Source organism: Streptomyces mayonensis (genome assembly GCF_018982965.1).
In the GTDB taxonomy this organism is placed as follows: Bacteria; Actinomycetota; Actinomycetes; order Streptomycetales; family Streptomycetaceae; genus Streptomyces; species Streptomyces mayonensis.
In genome coordinates, this window is record NZ_JACBYP010000036.1 from 50,732 (window position 1) to 68,553 (window position 17,822).

Annotated in this window: 11 protein-coding genes and 1 pseudogene; 8 read left to right on the forward strand and 4 right to left on the reverse strand. The window is 73.2% G+C overall.

Annotated elements, in window-relative coordinates; all coding sequences use genetic code 11:
* Nucleotides 1–94: 94 nt before the first annotated feature.
* Nucleotides 95–1,039: a lipase family alpha/beta hydrolase gene (locus tag HZS56_RS16370; protein ID WP_216721425.1), complete on the reverse strand. Its 945-nt coding sequence runs from the start codon at nucleotides 1,037–1,039 to the stop codon at nucleotides 95–97.
* A gap of 518 nt (nucleotides 1,040–1,557) precedes the next feature.
* Here HZS56_RS16370 and icmB point away from each other — a divergent pair.
* Nucleotides 1,558–1,974 carry a coenzyme B12-dependent isobutyryl CoA mutase small subunit gene (gene icmB / locus HZS56_RS16375; RefSeq protein WP_216721435.1) on the forward strand — a complete coding sequence of 139 codons (417 nt, stop codon included), beginning with the start codon at nucleotides 1,558–1,560 and terminating at the stop codon, nucleotides 1,972–1,974.
* 292 nt (nucleotides 1,975–2,266) lie between these two features.
* Here icmB and HZS56_RS16380 read toward each other — a convergent pair whose 3' ends face one another.
* Nucleotides 2,267–3,910, reverse strand: a complete 1,644-nt coding sequence (locus HZS56_RS16380) for a DUF5691 domain-containing protein (RefSeq protein ID WP_216721436.1) — start codon at nucleotides 3,908–3,910, stop codon at nucleotides 2,267–2,269.
* A 156-nt stretch (nucleotides 3,911–4,066) separates the two neighbouring features.
* The gene (locus tag HZS56_RS16385) at nucleotides 4,067–5,473 is read right to left on the reverse strand and encodes an SWIM zinc finger family protein (RefSeq protein WP_216721426.1); all 1,407 of its coding nucleotides are present in this window, start codon (nucleotides 5,471–5,473) and stop codon (nucleotides 4,067–4,069) included.
* A 131-nt stretch (nucleotides 5,474–5,604) separates the two neighbouring features.
* Here HZS56_RS16385 and HZS56_RS16390 point away from each other — a divergent pair, with 131 nt between their 5' ends.
* The 6 genes and pseudogenes from HZS56_RS16390 (at nucleotide 5,605) to sucD (ending at nucleotide 15,304) form a co-directional block, all read left to right on the forward strand.
* Nucleotides 5,605–6,726: an ATP-binding protein gene (locus tag HZS56_RS16390; RefSeq protein WP_216721427.1), complete on the forward strand. Its 1,122-nt coding sequence runs from the start codon at nucleotides 5,605–5,607 to the stop codon at nucleotides 6,724–6,726.
* Between the two features lie 246 nt (nucleotides 6,727–6,972).
* Nucleotides 6,973–9,540 (forward strand): annotated as a pseudogene (locus HZS56_RS16395) (DUF5682 family protein); the annotation flags it as partial.
* Nucleotides 9,541–10,026: 486 nt separating this feature from the next.
* Nucleotides 10,027–10,806, forward strand: coding sequence for a VWA domain-containing protein (locus HZS56_RS39075; protein ID WP_253914358.1), 780 nt, complete (start codon nucleotides 10,027–10,029; stop codon nucleotides 10,804–10,806).
* A gap of 447 nt (nucleotides 10,807–11,253) precedes the next feature.
* On the forward strand, nucleotides 11,254–12,258 hold the full coding sequence (locus tag HZS56_RS16400) for a hypothetical protein (RefSeq protein WP_216721429.1): 1,005 nt from the start codon (nucleotides 11,254–11,256) through the stop codon (nucleotides 12,256–12,258).
* Nucleotides 12,259–13,206: 948 nt separating this feature from the next.
* Nucleotides 13,207–14,391, forward strand: coding sequence for an ADP-forming succinate--CoA ligase subunit beta (gene sucC / locus HZS56_RS16405; protein ID WP_216721430.1), 1,185 nt, complete (start codon nucleotides 13,207–13,209; stop codon nucleotides 14,389–14,391).
* A gap of 28 nt (nucleotides 14,392–14,419) precedes the next feature.
* Nucleotides 14,420–15,304 carry a succinate--CoA ligase subunit alpha gene (gene sucD, locus HZS56_RS16410; protein ID WP_216721431.1) on the forward strand — a complete coding sequence of 295 codons (885 nt, stop codon included), beginning with the start codon at nucleotides 14,420–14,422 and terminating at the stop codon, nucleotides 15,302–15,304.
* 88 nt (nucleotides 15,305–15,392) lie between these two features.
* On the opposite strand, the gene HZS56_RS16415 is transcribed toward sucD, so the two are convergent.
* Nucleotides 15,393–16,619 carry a helix-turn-helix domain-containing protein gene (locus HZS56_RS16415; RefSeq protein WP_216721432.1) on the reverse strand — a complete coding sequence of 409 codons (1,227 nt, stop codon included), beginning with the start codon at nucleotides 16,617–16,619 and terminating at the stop codon, nucleotides 15,393–15,395.
* A gap of 96 nt (nucleotides 16,620–16,715) precedes the next feature.
* Here HZS56_RS16415 and HZS56_RS16420 point away from each other — a divergent pair.
* Nucleotides 16,716–17,822 (forward strand): cell division protein PerM (locus HZS56_RS16420; protein ID WP_216721433.1); only part of this gene is annotated, 1,107 nt, incomplete at its 3' end.

Genomic DNA, 17,822 nt, shown 5'->3' on the forward strand with positions numbered 1-17,822 from the left:
GGAAACGGGCAATCGGCCGTGTTTTGGCGGTCCGCGGGCACGGGCTTGGCTTTGTGTTCGAGATTTGTTCGAAGCCGAACGGGTTGTGTCGGAGTCAGGCGACGGTCAGGCCGCCGGAGCGTTTGCCCGGTTCCGTCTCGATGGCGTCGAGTGCCTGCCTGATCCCGGTCGCCACGGCGGGGTGCACGGGCAGCGCGAGATGGCCGACGCCGCTCACCCTGACGTTCTGTACGGCCAGGTCGGCGTGGTCGAGACAGGCCGTCTCCAGCGGGTCCATCACCTGGTCCAGGTCGCTCCAGAAGCTGACGAACTGCGTACGGCAGCCGGCTGCGGGCAGGGCCAGCTCGTCGAGCACTGCCGATCCCGGGCGCATCTGGCGGACGATCGGGTGCGCGTTGGCCAGCGGGATCACCCGTGTGCCGGAATGCGGGGTGCCGAGCGTCACGAGCGTGCGCACCCGCTGGTCACCGCCGAGGCGCTGGACGTAGTACCGCCCGATCAGCCCGCCCAGGCTGTGCCCGACCACGTCGACCCGCTCGCTGCCCGTGCGCTCGCAGATCTCCTCGATGTGCCGGCCGAGCAGTTCGGCGGCGGTGCGGATGTCGCAGGTCAGCGGCGAGTAGTTCAGTGATTCGACCTGGTGCCTGCCGTGCTGGGCCAGGCTGCGGCGCAGGAACAGGAAGACCGAGCGGTTGTCGATGAACCCGTGCAGCAGGACGACCGGCGGGTGGTCGGGGGTCGGGAGGCGCGGCGTGGCAGGGGAGTGGCGCGGGTCCGCGGGGTCCGGGGGCGCGGCAGGAGCGGATGCTCGGCGCTCCTGGATGATGCCGGAGGGGTAGAGCAGGAGGTGCCCGGCGAGGATCGCGGCCTCCAGCGCACTGGCCTTCAGGAGGTTCAGGGAGAGGCCGGTCAGTCGTCCCGGGAGGCTCGCCAGTTCCGGCAGGCCGGGTACGGCGGGCAGTCCCGGCATGCCGGGGAGTCCGGGCAGAAATCGCTGACAGAGCGGGAGAAGGGGCAGTGCTGCCGTGGTGACCTTCATTGGCCGGCCTCCTGTCCGCACGCGCAGGGACGCCTCTGTCCCCCGTGTGCCCTCGTTGGAGCGCCGCGACACCGGTGAAGGGTGAGGTTTGCGAGGTTTGTTCCGACGGGTGCGTCGTGCGCCGACGTTTCCGACCAGGGGTGTATGCGCCCCGTGATGTCAGTGATCTGCCCGTGGTACGTCGACGAAGTCCGCCGCTGACCCGCCCTCGCCGCGGCTCTCCTGCGCGTGTGGTCGCCGCGCCCCGGGCGGTGCGTGGCGAACAAGTCCCAATGTGTGATTTCCCCCTCTGTATCCACCGCGAAACTGTCGGTTGCGGGATGCTGGAGATAACGTTCGTTCACTTCCTCGGGCGCTGTCGTACGGGGCATTCGCGCCCGCGGGGACGCGCGGTCCGTGCACTTCGTGCAGTGGACGCGCCACCTGTGCATGCGGGTGTCGTGCCGGTGTGTACGGCGTCGGCGAAGTGTGCGGTACTTGTCGGTACGGATGGATGTAATCGCTTCATGGAGGCAGTGATGGGTGTGGCAGCCGGTCCGATCCGCGTGGTGGTGGCCAAGCCGGGGCTCGACGGCCACGATCGCGGGGCCAAGGTGATCGCGCGGGCGCTGCGCGACGCCGGTATGGAGGTCATCTACACCGGGCTCCACCAGACACCCGAGCAGGTGGTGGACACGGCGATCCAGGAGGACGCCGACGCGATCGGGCTGTCCATCCTCTCCGGTGCCCACAACACGCTCTTCGCCGCCGTGATCGAACTGCTCCGGGAGCGGGACGCGGCCGACATCCTGGTCTTCGGAGGCGGGATCATCCCCGAGGCGGACATCGCCCCGCTGAAGGAGAAGGGCGTTGCGGAGATCTTCACGCCCGGCGCGACCACGGCGTCGATCGTCGACTGGGTCCGGACCAACGTCCGGGAGCACGCGGAGGCGTAGCCGCCTTCTTCTTCCTCCTCCTTCGAACTCCTTCCAAGTGCTTGCTCCCTCCTCGTGCAGCGGAGGCGCTCCCGCAGCCCATGCGGGGCATCGGACCCGGTCCCTGTTCGGCGACACGGCGTTGTCGGAGCCGGAGCCGGAGCCGGAGCCGGAGCCGGAGCCGGAGCCGGAGCCGAGTTGGGTGCCGGTCCGGTGTCAGGGGCCCGTGGACGTTCCGCCACCGCCGGGCCGATGAGGGCCATGGGCCGACCCGGCCGTCCAGGCGTCTCCGGGGGGCACCTTCTATCCCGTCCTACACCGACCCTTCCCCCTCCAGTTCCTCGGCCATGGCGGCCCGCAGTCGCAGGGTCGTGACGAGCCGTTGGAAGGCCTCCGCCCAGTAGCCCCCGGCTCCGGGTGACGCGTCCTCCGACTCGTCGGGTATCGCCAGCAAGGCGTCGAGGCGGCTCGCCTCCGCCGGGTCGAGGCAGCGCTCGGCCAGGCCCATGACGCCGCTGAAGCTCCATGGGTAGCTTCCGGCGTCCCGGGCGATCTCGAGCGCGTCCACCACCGCGCGCCCCAGTGGCACCGCCCATGGCACCCCGCACATGCCGAGCAGCTGGAACGCCTCGGACAGACCGTGCGTCGCGATGAACCCGGCCACCCACGCGGCCCGTTCCTCCCCTTCCAGCGTCCCGAGCAGTTTCGCCCGCTCGGCCAGGGACACCGCACCCGGACCGCCGGCCTCGGGCGCCGTGGGCGCCCCCAGCAGTGCCCTCGCCCACGCGCCGTCGCGCTGTCGTACTGCCGCCCGGCACCACGCCGCGTGCAGCTCGCCTCGCCAGCCGTCCGACACCGGCAGGGCCACGATCTCCTCGGGGCTGCGGCCGCCGAGCCGCGCCGACCAGGTCCGCAGCGGAGCGGCGTCCACCAGCTGACCGAACCACCACGACCGTTCCCCCCGCCCCGCGGGGGGCTTGGGTACCACGCCGTCCCGCTCCATCCCCGCGTCGCACTCGTGGGGCGCCTCGACGGCTATGGCTGGCGGGGCGAGGGCGCGGTCGAGTGACACGCATGTCGCGGCCCGTGCCGCCATGCGCGCGGCCAGCGTCGAACCGGGCAGCGCCGACAGCAGCTCCGCCGCGGTCGCCCGTACGTTGCGGCTGCGGTCGGCCAGCGCCTCTTCCAGGAAGGGTTCGTCCGTGGCAGCCAACCCCGTGCGCAGCGAGTCGAGGAACATCAGCCGGTCCTCGGCCCGCTCCGTCGCCCAGGTCGCGGCCAGCAACTCCCGTGCACCGCCGGGGTCACGGGCGCGCAGCGACGCCAGCAACGCTACCCGTTCGGCGAACAGGCCCTCGTCCCAGAGCCGTCGCACCCGCTCCGCGGCGCCGGGGCCGGGCGGTACGGGCCCGGCGCCAGGCGTCGCCCGCAGCGCGAACCGCCAGTCCGGGTTCAACCGGGCCAGCCAGACGGCACGCGGCCCCGCGAACGCCAGTACCGCCGGCCGCAGGTCCGTACGTCCCCGGGCGGCGTCCAGCAGCGCCGGAAGGGCCTCGGGCGGGGCCGCGAAACCGCGGGAGTTGGCCGTCGCCAGCCACTGGGGCAGCAACTCCATCAGATCCGGCGCGCTGCCCCGGCGCCCAACGGCCGCCGGGCCGGGCCGGTCGGCGAGCAGCACGGTCAGCCGGTGGGCGGCATCGGCCGGCAGCACGGGGCGGGGGTCCTCCGGAGCGGGGTCCGGGCGCCGCGCGGCACGGGCCGGCCGCAGGCCCGCACGCCGACGGACGGTCTCGGCTGCGGCCGAGTCCAGCAGCGCGCCCGGCGCGCCGGCACCCGGCTCGCTCCCGGGCGGCGTTCGCCGGTCCGTCCCGAGCAGGGCCGCAGTGACGAGTGCCTCCCAGCCGGTCGGCTCGGCTGCTCCGGTGCCGCCGGTCGGGAAGGCGTCCACCCTGGTCATGGCATCCACCTTGGTCGTTGCCTCCACCGTGGTCATACGTCCCCCCTCATGATCGCCTGGTCTCGCCGGGCCCCGGTCCGGTTCCCGAGGTCCGCGGGTCCTTCCGGCCCTCTCGGGTGCCGGCTCTCCGCGCGCGGGCCCTTCCGGTGGCGCGTATCAGCACAGTGGTACTGCCCGGCCCGGTCCCGTCGGCCAGGCCGTCAGCGGAGTGAAGCCGCGGTGGCCGCACTCGCCGAAGACCGTCACGGGCGCGCCGCCCGACAGGGCGACCAGACGCCACAGGCCAGGGCGGTTGCCCGCCGCCGGGGTGAGGGGCAGCGCCGTGTCGGAGTCGGCGTCCGCCAGTTGCCAAGCGTCGCCGTCCGGCACCGGGACCACTCGCTCCAGGGTCACCGGCACCGACTCCAGCCACGGGTCCTCACGGAGCGCCTCGCCGTACACGCCGGCGGCCCGGGACGCCGTCACTCCGCCCGGGCGTACGGGCGTGGGTGCGGGCGGTCCGAACCGGCGGCCCAGGGCCACTCGCCGACGACCCGTGTCCGGGTGGGCCGACACCTCCGCGTCGAGGGCCAGACCCACAGGCAGCGGAGGCTCCAGGGGCCGACCGCTCGCACCGTAGGAGAGGAGCAGCACAGTGCGGTCCTCCTCCACCCCGTACAGCCAGGTACGACGGGTCGTCAGCCGGGCGTCCGCCGTGTCGTAGCGCGCGACGACCAGCCAGCGGTCCCGCACCGGAGGACCGTCCGCCGAGGTCGGCAGTCCCACGCGGGAGCGGACCGTCGCGGCCAGACCGTCCGGCAGCCGCTCGCGGTGGAGCCAGCCACGGCCCAGCAGGTGGAGCAGAGCGCACTCCTCCAGCAGGCGGACCGGCCAGCCGGGGCCCGAGGCCGGTATGGTCCCCAACTCCCGTACCCGGGAGGCCAGTCCCGGCGCCTGGGCATCGACCATGCGGGCCGCCGTCTCCTCCCACAGCGCGTACCCGGGCTGCTCCGCGCCGGCCAGGCCGCCGCGCAGCAGGTCCGTCAGCCGTTGTTCCAGGTCCGTCACGCCCGCGGTGATCCGACCAGCCCGCTCCTCCGCACGTCGCCAAGCGGCCTCCGTGGCGCCGGGGCCGACCGCGTGATGCGGACCGGCCGTCGGCTCCTGCCTCTCCCGCCTCTCCCGCCTCTCCTTCCTTCTCCGGGCCGAACCCTCCTGCACCTCGGCGAGCCATCGCCGGGCCCAGGCCGGTGCGTCCCCCTCCGGCACCGCGCCGTCGCCACCCGTCCAGAGCAACAACAGGCCCAGCGCGTGCTCGCACGGGAGCCCGCGGCCCTGGCAGTCGCACCGGTACACCGGCCCGGACCCGTCCCCGACCGTCACGACCGTCCGATACGGTTCGCTGCCGCTGCCGTCCCTGCACAGTCCCCATGCCGTCCACCCGTCGGAATCTTCCACCCCGGAACTTCCGACCCCGGACCACGGACCGGCAGCACCGAGCCTGCCTGCCGCCTGGCGTGACGCGGCGTCAGGCGCCAGTGCCAGCACCTGGTCCACGGTCCAGCGCGCCCCCTGCTGAGTCATGCCATCGAAGGTAGGTGCCACCACTGACAACGGGCTCTGTGTGGGTGTTTTTGCTGGTCAGGGCCATTGTCAGTGGCGTGGTGCACTGTGGATGGCAGATCGAACCGGCCGAGCTGGAGGGGGATTCAGCCATGCCTGTGTCTGTAGAGCCGACGACCACACCATCGACGTCCGTCGAGGCGTTGCGGCCGCACGCCGAGGCCGCTTTCGGAGCCGAACTGGCGGCGCTGGCCGCGCGCGACGACCGTCCGCGTCCGGCCCGCTGGAAACTGTCGCCGTGGGCCGTCGCCACCTACCTGCTCGGCGGCACCCTGTCCGACGGCACGGTGATCACTCCCAAGTATGTGGGCCCGCGGCGCATTGTCGAGGTCGCCGTCACGACCCTCGCCACCGACCGTGCCCTTCTCCTGCTCGGTGTGCCCGGCACCGCGAAGACCTGGGTGTCCGAGCACCTGGCCGCGGCCGTCAGCGGGGATTCCACCCTGCTGGTGCAGGGAACGGCCGGCACCCCCGAGGAAGCCATCCGCTACGGGTGGAACTACGCACAGCTCCTCGCCCACGGCCCCAGCCGCGACGCCCTCGTGCCCAGCCCGGTCATGCGGGCCATGGCGGAGGGCATGACCGCCCGAGTGGAGGAGTTGACCCGTATCCCGGCCGACGTGCAGGACACCCTCATCACCGTTCTGTCGGAGAAGATCCTGCCGATACCGGAGCTGGGCCAGGAGGTACAGGCGGTACGCGGCTTCAACCTGATCGCCACGGCCAACGACCGCGACCGGGGGGTCAACGAGCTCTCCAGTGCTCTGCGACGCCGCTTCAACACCGTGGTGCTGCCGCTGCCCGAGAGCGTCGAGGCGGAGGTCGGGATCGTCACGCGTCGCGTGGACCAGATCGGCCGTTCCCTCGACCTGCCGCCGGCGCCCGGGGGTGCCGACGAGATCCGCCGTGTCGTCACCGTCTTCCGGGAGCTGCGCGACGGGTTGACGAGTGACGGGCGTACGAAGGTGAAGTCGCCCAGCGGCACGCTGTCGACGGCCGAGGCCATTTCGGTCGTCACCGGCGGACTCGCACTGTCCGCCCACTTCGGCGACGGGGTGCTGCGCCCAGGCGACGTCGCCGCAGGCGTCCTCGGCGCCGTGGTCCGGGATCCGGCCGCCGACCGGGTCGTCTGGCAGGAGTACCTGGAGACGGTGGTCCGGGAGCGCGAGGGCTGGCAGGACTTCTACCGGGCCTGCCGCGAGGCCGACGCGTGAACAGCACGACAAGCAGCACGAGAAGCAGGACGAAAAGTACGGCACGCAGTACGACAAGCAGTACGACAAGCAGCCCGAGAACCCGCATGGGGAAGCGGACGAGGACGAGGACGAGGACCGGGACGGTAACGGGGATGGGGACGCGGATGCGGCACGAGACGGGAGCAGCGGTGATCGGTTCTGTGGGGGACGACGGGGACTCGACGTGGACCCGGCGGCGGTGGAGCCGTGAGCGAGGGGGACGGCATGTCGGGTGCTGACCCGGCCGGGGGCGGTGGCCCGGGCGGAGGAGGAGGCCCGCGGGCAGCCGTCGGGTTCGGAGCCGGACCGTTGCTGCTGGGGGTGCGGCATCACGGTCCGGGGTCGGCGCGGGCCGTGCGGGCGGCGCTGGAGGCGGCCCGGCCCCGGGTCGTACTGATCGAAGGGCCGCCGGAGGCCGACGTCCTGATTCCGCTGGCGGCCGACGCGGAGATGCGTCCGCCGGTGGCGCTGCTCGCCCACGCTGTGGACGAACCGGGGCGTTCGGCCTTCTGGCCGATGGCCGAGTTCTCCCCGGAGTGGGTGGCGGTCCGCTGGGCCCTTGAACACGACGTACCGGCCCGCTTCGTCGACCTCCCGGCCGCACACACGCTGGCGTGGAGGGCGGCGGACGCCCCGGGCAGGGCGGACGGCCGGGAGGGGGCGGATGCGCCGGGCGCCGGGGACGAGGGAGGCGAAAAGGCGGACCAGGAAGGCGGAAAGGCGAGGGAACGGGTGGCAGGAGAGGAGCGAAGGGGCACGGAGCCCGGGCCGGCTGGTCCGGGTGAGACCGGACCGGGGCAGCGGGACGTGCCCGAGGCCGTCCTGCCCGACGTCCGCGGCGATCCGCTCGCCGTCCTCGCCGCGGTCGCGGGCCACGACGACCCCGAGCGCTGGTGGGAGGACATCGTCGAACACCGGGGCGCCAGGGACGGGGACCGAGGCGGGGGCGGGGACGCACTCGCGCCGTTCACCGCGCTGGAGGAAGCCATGGCGGCACTGCGGGAGACCGGGGAGGAGGGCGAGCGAGGCGGCGCGCACGAGCGGGACCTGGTGCGAGAGGCGTACATGCGGCTCCAGGTGCGGGCGGCCCAGCGGGAGTTCGACCAGCGGGTGGCCGTGGTGTGCGGGGCGTGGCACGTGCCCGCTCTGCGGCGCAGGGTCCCCGTAACCGCCGACCGGGCGTTGCTGAAGGGGCTGCCCAGGGTCAAGGTGGACATGACCTGGGTGCCCTGGACCCACCGTCGGCTCTCCAGGACCGGCGGGTACGGCGCGGGCATCGAGTCGCCGGGCTGGTACGGGCACCTGTTCGGCGCCGTCGACCGGCCCGTCGAGCGCTGGCTGACCAAGGTGGCCGGACTGCTGCGGGCCGAGGGCCGGACCGTCTCTCCGGCGCACGTCATCGAGGCTGCGCGGCTCGCCGATACCCTTGCGGTGCTGCGCGGGCGCCCGCTGCCCGGACTGGGCGAGACGACGGACGCGGTACGGGCGGTGATGTGCGACGGCTCGGACGTTCCGCTGGCGCTGATCCACGACCGCCTGGTGGTGGGGGACGTGCTGGGGGCGGTCCCCACGGGGGCGCCCGCAGTGCCGCTGCAGCGGGACCTGGCCCGGATCCAGCGGCGGTTGCGGCTGAAACCGCAGGCGGCGGAGCGCGAGCTCGAACTCGATCTGCGCAAGGAGAGCGATGCCGGACGCAGCACACTGCTGCACCGGCTGCGACTGCTCGGCGTCGGCTGGGGGGAGCCGGCCGCCTCGCGGGGCAGCACGGGCACGTTCCGGGAGACGTGGCGGCTGCGCTGGGAGCCGGAGCTGTCGGTGCGGGTCGCCGAGGCCGGGGTGTGGGGCACGACCGTGCTCACCGCGGCGACCGCCAGGGCGAAGGCGGACGCGGTGGGCGCGCGGGGGCTCGCCGAGGTCACGGCCCTCGCCGAACGCTGCCTGCTGGCCGAACTTCCGGACGCGTTGCCACCGGTGATGCGGATACTGGCCGACCGGGCGGCGCTCGACACCGACGTCGGACACCTGGCCCAGGCGCTGCCGGCCCTGGTCCGCTCCCTGCGGTACGGCGATGTGCGCGGCACCGACGTCCGGGCACTGTCCGAGGTCGCCGCGGGCCTCGCCGGGCGGATCTTCGTCGGGCTGCCCGCCGCGTGCGCCGGCCTGGGCGCCGACGCGGCCGAGGAGATGCGCGGTCATGTGGACGCCGTGCACGGAGCGGTCGGCCTGCTCGCCGACGTGAGCACCGGTACCGGTGTTGTCCACGGCTCCGCGCCCGGCCACGGCGACCTGCGGTCCCGGTGGCGGACCGTGCTGCGGACCCTCTCCGCGCGGGACACCGTGCCCGGCGTCGTCCGCGGGCGTGCCGTACGGCTGCTGCTCGACGACGGGGAGCTGGTCCCGGAGGCCGCCGCGCGGCTCATGGGCCTTGCCCTGTCCCGGGGGACACCACCGCAGGACGCGGCGGCGTGGATCCAGGGCTTCGTCGGAGGCGGCTCGGGCGGCATGCTCCTGCTCCACGACGAACGGCTGCTCGCACTGGTCGACGCGTGGCTGACCGGTGTCCCGGCTGAGGCGTTCCGGGACGTACTGCCGCTGCTGCGGCGCACCTTCTCCGCCTACGAGTCCGGGGTACGCCGCGGCCTGGGCGAGCTGGTCCGGCGGGGACCGGAGGCGCGGGGGAGCGTGACGACGGCAGGGTCCGGCACGCCTGGGTTCGCACCCGGCCTGGACACCGGACGCGCCGACGCCGTACTGCCGGTGATCCGGCTGCTGCTGGCCGGGACGGACGGCGGAGGTCGCCGACGCTGTTGCCGTCGGGACGGGCGCGCGGCGCGGGCGTGGGGGACGTGCCGGGCCCGAAGCAGGGGAGGACGACCTCGTGGAGGTGGACGCATGACGGCCGGGCCGACGGAGAGCGGCGCCCCACAGGAACGGCTGCGGCGGTGGCGGCTGGTGCTCGGCGGCGAGGAGGCCGACGGTACCGGGCACAAGCTCACCGGGCAGGACGCGGCGATGGACGGAGCACTCGCCGCGTTGTACGGGAAGGGAACGCCGAGAGCGGGACGGGACCGTTCGGCGGGGCTCGGAGCCTCCGCGCCGGCCGTGGCGCGGTGGCTGGGGGACATCCGCGGCTACTTCCCCTCCTCGGTCGTGCAGGTCATGCAGCGGGACGCGATCGACCGGCTCGGTCTGGCCACGCTGCTGCTGGAGCCGGAGATGCTCGAGGCGGTGGAGGCCGACGTGCACCTGGTCGGCACGCTGCTTTCCCTGAACAAGGCGATGCCGGACACGACGAAGGAGACGGCACGGGTCGTCGTACGCAAGGTCGTGGACGACCTCGAGCGGCGGCTCGCGACCCGTACCCGGGCTGCCCTCACCGGCGCGCTGGACCGCAGCGCACGGGTCCGCAGGCCCCGCCACCAGGACATCGACTGGAACCGTACGATCGCCGCCAACCTCAAGCACTACCTTCCCGAGCAGCGCACCCTCGTGCCGGAGCGGCTCGTCGGACACGGGCGGGCATCCCGGTCCGTGCGCAAGGAAGTCGTCCTGTGCGTGGACCAGTCCGGCTCGATGGCGGCGTCCGTCGTGTACGCGTCGGTGTTCGGTGCGGTGCTGGCGTCGATGCGGTCGATCGACACCCGCCTCGTCGTCTTCGACACGGCGGTCGTCGACCTCACCGACCAGCTGGCCGACCCGGTCGACGTGCTCTTCGGTACCCGGCTCGGCGGCGGCACGGACATCAACCGCGCGCTGGCGTACTGCCAGTCGCGGATCACCCGGCCCACGGAAACCGTCGTCGTGCTGATCAGTGACCTGTACGAGGGAGGCATACGGGACGGGATGCTCAAGCGAGTCGCGGCCATGCGGGCGGCGGGAGTGCGGTTCGTGACGCTGCTGGCCCTGTCCGACGAGGGGGCACCCGCGTACGACCGGGAACACGCGGCGGCGCTCGGCGCCCTCGGCGCACCGGCCTTCGCCTGCACGCCCGACCTCTTCCCGGAGGTGATGGCGGCGGCGATCGAGGGACGGCCGCTGCCGATACCCGATGCCGGGTGACGACTTGTCGACAAAGGTGGCCCGATTCCTTCCGGAAAAACGGACATGGGCCCCTCGCGGGCGGCGACCGGGCTTGCGCTACCCGCCGAGTCCCGTGCAAGGATCGCGCGGCATCGATGCGTTGTTCGACACGCCGGGCGATGCGCGGATCAGGATGCGGATCGGTACGCGAATCGGCACGTGGGCTGATACGCGAATCGGTACGTGCACCGATACGTGAATCGGTACGTGGGCTGATACGTGGACCGATACGTGAATCGGTACGTGGGCTGATACGTGGACCGATACGTGAATCGGTACGTGGATCGGCGGGCGTTCGGCAGTGAATCGATGTATGCCTCGACACGTTGTATGCCTCGACACCTGGACCGACGCACGGTTGGACGCACTGTTCCACGCGCTGTTCGGCTCGCGCCTCGGTCCGCCGCACGGGAGGAACCTCCCCACGTGAGCTGGTCAGCAGTCCTGCCCGGTGCCGCCCTGCGCGTGATGCGCACGGCGGCCGGGCGGCGTGCGCTGCACGTGGCGCTGCTGGCCGGCGGGTTGTTCGTGCTCGGGATGCTCTGCGCGGAACAGGCCCACGCCGCCGACGGAGGGACGCCCCTCGGGGGTACGGTCGGCCGGGCCATGAGCGTTCGGGCCGTCGAAAGTGCTCCGGCCGCCGAAAGGGCTCCCGCCGTCGAAAGGGCTCCGGCCGTTCGCGGCGACGGCTCCGACGCGGTGCTGCCGGACCTCCGTCCGGTGACCGGAGATGCCGTGAGGTCGGTGCAGGAGCGGGTCGTGCGGCCGGTCGGCGACACGGTGGGGAAGGTGACCGCGGAGGTGGGGACGACGGCACGGGACGCGTTGTCGGCGCTTCCCTCCGCGCCCCCGGCCCACTCGCCCTCCTCCCCGGCCCCGGGCCTGGCCCCTCCCTCGTCGCTGCCCTTGCCCTCGCTGTCCCTGCCGCCACTCTCCGTGCTCCCGGACCTCTCGGGGGCCGGCGATTCCTCCCCACCGCCGGACCAGCAGGCAGTGGCCGGTCTCCCCGAGCGCCCGGCGCCGGACGGACCGGACCTCGCGCCTGCGGCCGACGACGGCGACAAGCCGGGCGACTCGTCCGGAGCCGCTGCTCCCGATGACCCGGCGGACGGCCCCTCGGTCGCCGGCCGGACCGTCTACGGCCCCGCGTCCGGCGCCGGCGCGACGGCGCTTCCGGACGCCCGTACCGGAACCGGCCGAGCGGGCCCCGCGGCCACCGACGGGGCGAAGGCCGACGGGGCGCAGGGCGACCCCGACGGTTCGCTCGGCACCGCCTCCGGCGCCGATCAGGGAGTGCCGCGCCACGGCGACGCGTACGCGGTCACTCCGTACCACCGGATCCCCCTGCGGCTCGTGGCCTCCGACCCGGTGCGGGTCGACGCGGTGGGCACCAGAGATCCGTACCGGGACATTCCGGTCTCTCCCGCCTAGACGCCCCGAGGCGTACGGCGGGCCGTCCCGGTTTCCCGCCCGGTGCCGTCGACCGGCCCGGCCTCCGTGACCGGTCGCCTCCGACGACCGGCTGCCGCCCCCGGTGACCGGTCATCCGCGCGCCCTCACCGCCGCCCGGACGCCCGACGGCGCCGGTGGACGTCCCTGCCCCACGTCTCCACCCCGACCGTCTCCCCCCTGCCGTCTCCGCCCCGGCCGTCTCCGCCCCGGCCGTCTCCGCCCCGGCCGTCTCCGCGTCGGTGTCTCCGGCGGACCCGCGTGCGTCGGCGACCAGGCCCGTACTTCCCGGCCCCTACTTCCGTGCGGTGTTCGCGACCGCCGCCGCACCTCCGGCCGGCCCCGGCGGTCGCGCAAGGACTCCGCGGAGCGACAGCATCGGACGGAGAGCCGAAAGCCGTCGGCCCTCCTCCGGGCGGAACTCCGCGGACGGGCCGGCTGGTACCCATTGGGGTGGGTACCAGCTGTGCCACGCCTCGGGAGACCCGCAACCCAGCGCGCCTCCCGAGGCACCCGGGCCTCACCGGGCCAACCCCAGCCCGGTGAGGCCCCTTCGACGCCCCACCGCCTCTGCAGTCCCACGCCGACCGCTTCTTGACGTCCCACGCCGACTCGGCGCAGCCCCTGCTGAGCCCACTGCCGGGCCCACTGTTGAGCCCACTGCCGGGCCTCCTGCCGAGCCGCCGGTCGGCGCCGTGTGTCCGGCACGGCGTGCCAGGGAGCGCGGCATCATGTGACAGGTATCACCGCTCAGGTGTGACCCGCGATTTAGAGACCCCCCGCGTCCGGCGATAACCTGCGAGACGGACATGCCGCGCGCTCGGACACCGTGTGCGCCCCCCTTGTGACTCACGGCGGACGTCACGTTGCCCTTCGCGGCACGCCCACGCATCCAACGAACCGCGAGATCACTGATAGGGACGGAAGCGCGTGGACCTGTTCGAGTACCAGGCGAGGGACCTCTTCGCCAAGCACGATGTACCGGTGCTGGCCGGTGAAGTCATCGACACGCCTGAGGCGGCGCGCGCGATCACCGAGGGTCTGGGCGGCAAGTCCGTCGTCAAGGCTCAGGTGAAGGTCGGTGGCCGCGGCAAGGCCGGCGGCGTGAAGCTCGCCGCCTCGGCGGACGAGGCCGTCGCCCGCGCGACGGACATCCTCGGCATGGACATCAAGGGCCACACGGTCCACAAGGTGATGATCGCCGAGACCGCGCCCGAGATCGTCGAGGAGTACTACGTCTCCTTCCTCCTCGACCGTGCCAACCGCACCTTCCTCTCCATCGCCTCCGTCGAGGGCGGCATGGAGATCGAGGAGGTGGCGGCCACGCGCCCGGAGGCCGTGGCCAAGACCCCGATCGACGCGATCGACGGCGTGACGCCGGAGAAGGCGCGCGAGATCGTCGAGGCCGCCAAGTTCCCGGCCGAGGTCGCCGACCAGGTCGTGAACGTCCTGGTCAAGCTGTGGGACACCTTCATCAAGGAGGACGCCCTCCTGGTCGAGGTCAACCCGCTGGCCAAGGTCGCCTCCGGTGACGTCATCGCCCTCGACGGCAAGGTGTCGCTGGACGACAACGCCGAGTTCCGCCACCCCGACTTCGAGGCCCTCCACGACAAGGCCGCGGCCAACCCGCTCGAGGCCGCCGCCAAGGAGAAGAACCTCAACTACGTCAAGCTCGACGGCGAGGTCGGCATCATCGGCAACGGCGCGGGTCTCGTCATGAGCACCCTGGACGTCGTCGCGTACGCCGGTGAGGCGCACGGCAACGTCAAGCCCGCCAACTTCCTGGACATCGGTGGCGGCGCCTCCGCCCAGGTCATGGCGAACGGCCTGGAGATCATCCTCGGCGACCCGGACGTCCGCTCCGTGTTCGTCAACGTCTTCGGCGGCATCACCGCCTGCGACGAGGTCGCCAACGGCATCGTCCAGGCGCTGAAGCTCCTGGAGGACCGCGGCGAGAAGGTCGAGAAGCCGCTCGTCGTCCGCCTGGACGGCAACAACGCCGAGCTGGGCCGCAAGATCCTCACCGACGCCGACCACCCGCTGGTCCAGCGCGTCGACACCATGGACGGCGCGGCCGACAAGGCCGCCGAGCTGGCTCACGCCGCCGCCAAGTAAGCACTCAGGACGAGGACACCAACACACCATGGCTATCTGGCTCAACAAGGACAGCAAGGTCATCGTCCAGGGCATGACCGGCGCCACCGGCATGAAGCACACCAAGCTCATGCTCGGTGACGGCACCGAGGTCGTGGGCGGCGTGAACCCGCGCAAGGCGGGCACCTCCGTGGACTTCGACGGCACCGAGGTACCGGTCTTCGGCACCGTCAAGGAGGCCATCGAGAAGACCGGCGCCAACGTCTCCGTCATCTTCGTGCCGGAGAAGTTCACCAAGGACGCCGTCGTCGAGGCCATCGACGCCGAGATCCCGCTGGCCGTCGTGATCACCGAGGGCATCGCGGTGCACGACTCGGCCGCCTTCTGGTCGTACGCCGGCAAGAAGGGCAACAAGACCCGGATCATCGGCCCGAACTGCCCCGGCATCATCACGCCGGGCCAGTCCAACGTCGGCATCATCCCGGGCGACATCACCAAGCCGGGCCGCATCGGCCTGGTCTCGAAGTCCGGCACGCTGACGTACCAGATGATGTACGAGCTGCGTGACATCGGCTTCTCGACCGCCGTCGGCATCGGTGGCGACCCGATCATCGGCACCACGCACATCGACGCGCTCGCCGCGTTCGAGGCCGACCCCGAGACCGACCTGATCGTCATGATCGGTGAGATCGGCGGCGACGCCGAGGAGCGCGCGGCCGACTTCATCAAGGACAACGTGACCAAGCCGGTCGTCGGCTACGTCGCGGGCTTCACCGCGCCCGAGGGCAAGACCATGGGCCACGCCGGCGCCATCGTCTCCGGTTCGTCCGGCACCGCCCAGGCGAAGAAGGAGGCCCTGGAGGCCGCCGGCGTCAAGGTCGGCAAGACGCCGACCGAGACGGCGAAGCTCGCCCGCGCCGTCCTGGCCGGCTGACACCGCCCGGCACACGGCCCAGCGCCTGCTCCGAACCGAGTGGCCCGCCCCCTTCCCGGGAGCGGGCCACTCGGCGTACCGGCGCGGGTCATTCGAGGCTCGGCGCCAGCCGTTCCGGTCCGTCCTGCAGCTGGTCGCGCAGCTTCTGGCGCAGCTCCCGCTCCTCCTGCGACAGCGATCCCGGTGCCACGCGCGGCGGCACCCCACGCACCGCCACTCCCGGGGACACGGACGGCTCGTAGTGGGTCGGCGCGGTGCGCACGGTCAGAGCCGTGGTTCCGATCAGTGCGACGGTGAAGGCGATCGCGGCCCGGGTACGGAACCGCGCCCGGCGTTCGCCGCCCTTGCGCACCCCGGGCGGCTTCGCCGACCACAGCCGCTCGGCCGACGCCAGCTCGGTCAGCCGCTGGTGCAGTACCTGCGGATCGGCCAGGGCGGGCAGCCGTCCGGCTACGGTCTCGCGGGCGTGCAGCAGCCGGTTCGCCGCCGCCGGGGTGCTCGCCTCCGTCTCCGCCGCCGTCTCGGGCAGGTCCAGGCCCACCCCGTCGTACAGCACCAGCGTGCGGCGGTGCCGCGGCGGAAGCCTGAGCAGCGTGTTCAGCAGTGTCCGGTCGCCGGGGTCGGCGGGCGGCGGCTCCGGCTGCCGGTGGCGCGGGCGGAAGCGCTGCCAGGGCGAGAGCGCGAACTCGTACGCCGCCGCCCGTACCCAGCCCACCGGGTCGCGGTCGCGCGCCACCTCGGGCCAGCACTCCCAGGCGGTCTGGAAGGCACGCTCCACCGACTCACGGGCCAACTCGCGACGGCCGGTCAGCAGGAAGGCCTGCCGTACGAGCGCGGGGGCGCTGAATTCGTACAACGCGTCGAACGCCTGAGCGGGCGTCAGGGGGGCGGGATCCCCGGGTGCCGACGCCGTCTCTGCCTCCGGAGCCGGAGCCGGAGCCGGAGCCGGAGCCGGAGCGGAAGCCGGTGTCGAAGCGGAAGCCGGTGCCCGGGCCGGTGCGGGTGCCGGTGCTCGGTCGGGGGCCTGGGCGGGGTCGGGGGCCGGCGTCCGGTCGGGCTCTTGTTCTTGCGCTTGTTCCTGCTCCTGCTCTTGTTCCTGTGCCTGTTTCTCCTCCTCGGCCAGGGTTTTGAGCAACAGCGCGTACGCCTCCCGTTTGCGGCCGCGTGGTGTCGTGCGGCCGCTCTCCCACGCACGGACCGTCGCGGGGGTGACGTTCACCCGGACCGCGAGCTGAGTCTGCGTCAGCGCGGTGGTCTCGCGCAGGCGTCGGCGTTCCTTGGGAGGCGGGAGCGGGGTCGCAGGACTCCGTGTCACAAGGCACCCCTTCGTACGAAAAAGTACATAAACATATATTGAGCGACACAGCGGCGCTTCGCCCGTTACGCCGGTAAAGCGCGTGTCGTTGGGAGCATGGCGGGCGTGATGCAGACGACCGCCCGCCCCAACCCGTTCGCCGTCCTGCGCGCCCGGTGGCGCGACCGGTCCCCCGGACTGGCGGCCGGCCTCCTCGGCGGCGCGTTCGCGGCAGTCCTGGGACTGGCGTCCTGCGCCGCGCTCGTGACCCTGCTGTGGATCAGCTCGCCGTACCCCGACAGCGGCCCGGACGGCGCCCTGCACGTCGCGGCCTCGCTGTGGGTGCTGGCGCACGGAGCCGAACTGGTCCGTGCCGACACGCTCTCCGGCACCCCGGCGCCCGTCGGCGTCGCCCCGCTGCTGCTCCTCCTCCTGCCGGTCTGGCTCCTGCACCGGGCGGCCCGGGACGCCACGGACCCCGGGGACGGGGTGGGCGTGGCCGTGGGGTCCGGCACGTCGGGCGCGAAGGCGGGAGCGGGTGTGCGCCCGGCGTGGATGGAGGGCGTACCGGATGTCGGCCCGCCGCCCGTCTCCGCGCGCAACGCCTGGGCCGGAGTCGTGCTCGGCTACCTGGCCGTCGCCATGCCCGCCGTGCTGTACGCGCAGGGCGGCGCGCTGCGGCCCTCCTGGTGGTGGGCGCCGGTGTGTCTGCCGCTGGTGGCCGTGGGAGCGGCGGGCGCCGGGGTGTGGACGGCGTTCGGACGGCCGGGCGGGCCGGTGGGGCGGGTACTGCGCGTACTGCCGCGCGATCTGCGCGAGCTGGTGGTGGAACCGGACGCGCGCCTGGGAGCCGCGACGCGCGCCGCGGGCGCCGGTGCCGCGGTGCTCGTCGGGGGCGGGGCGCTGTTGCTGGCGGTGTCGTTGGTGTGGCACGGCACGACCACGGCGGACGCCTTCCTGCGGTTGACGGAGGGCTGGTCGGGACGGTTCGCCGTGCTGCTGCTCTGTCTGGCGCTGGTGCCGAACGCCGCGGTGTGGGCGGCGGTGTACGCGCTCGGTCCGGGGTTCGTGCTCGGCGCCGGGCATGTCGTGGGCCCCTTCGCCTCGGCTCCCGCCCCGCTGCTGCCGCCGTTGCCGCTGTTGGCGGCGGTCCCGGACGCCGGGCCCGGCACACCGCTGCAGTGGGCGGCCGGGGCGGTGCCGCTGGCGGCGGGGTGCCGGGCC